Consider the following 451-nt stretch of genomic DNA (forward strand, 5'->3'; position numbering starts at 1 on the left):
GGGGTCGTTCTCCGCCAGCGTCGGCAAGCAGCGCCAGTCTCTGGAAGGGCCGCAAGGCAGGCTGGGCGGGGTCGTTCTCCGCCAGCGTCGGCAAGCAGCGCCAGTCTCTGGAAGGGCCGCAAGGCAGGCTGGGCAGAAACCTGCCGGGCTATGACCGCAACCAGACGCTGTACAGCACGGGCGTGGGGGCAAGCTGGGAGATCGATGTGGCCGGTGGCCTGCGCCGGGGCGCCGAGGCGGCCAGCGCAGAAGCCCAGGCCGCCGAAGCCGAGCATCTGGGCGTGCGCGTGCTGGTGGTGGCGGAAGCCGCCGATGCCTACTTCCGCGTGCGCGGCGCGCAGCAACGCATTGCCATCGCACAGGAACAGGTGCGCACCAATGCCAGGCTGCTGGAACTGGTGCAACTGCGACTGGCCGATGGCATCGGCGCCGAGCGCGAACGGGCCCAGGC

General features: G+C 70.7%; 1 protein-coding gene. It reads left to right on the forward strand.

The features are described 5' to 3' along the window. A partial coding sequence (locus AB4Z35_RS30510; RefSeq protein WP_442101230.1) for a TolC family protein occupies positions 1–451 on the forward strand: 451 nt, incomplete at both ends.

The sequence above is a fragment of the Pseudomonas sp. KB_15 genome (genome assembly GCF_052114525.1).
In the GTDB taxonomy this organism is placed as follows: domain Bacteria; phylum Pseudomonadota; class Gammaproteobacteria; order Pseudomonadales; family Pseudomonadaceae; genus Aquipseudomonas.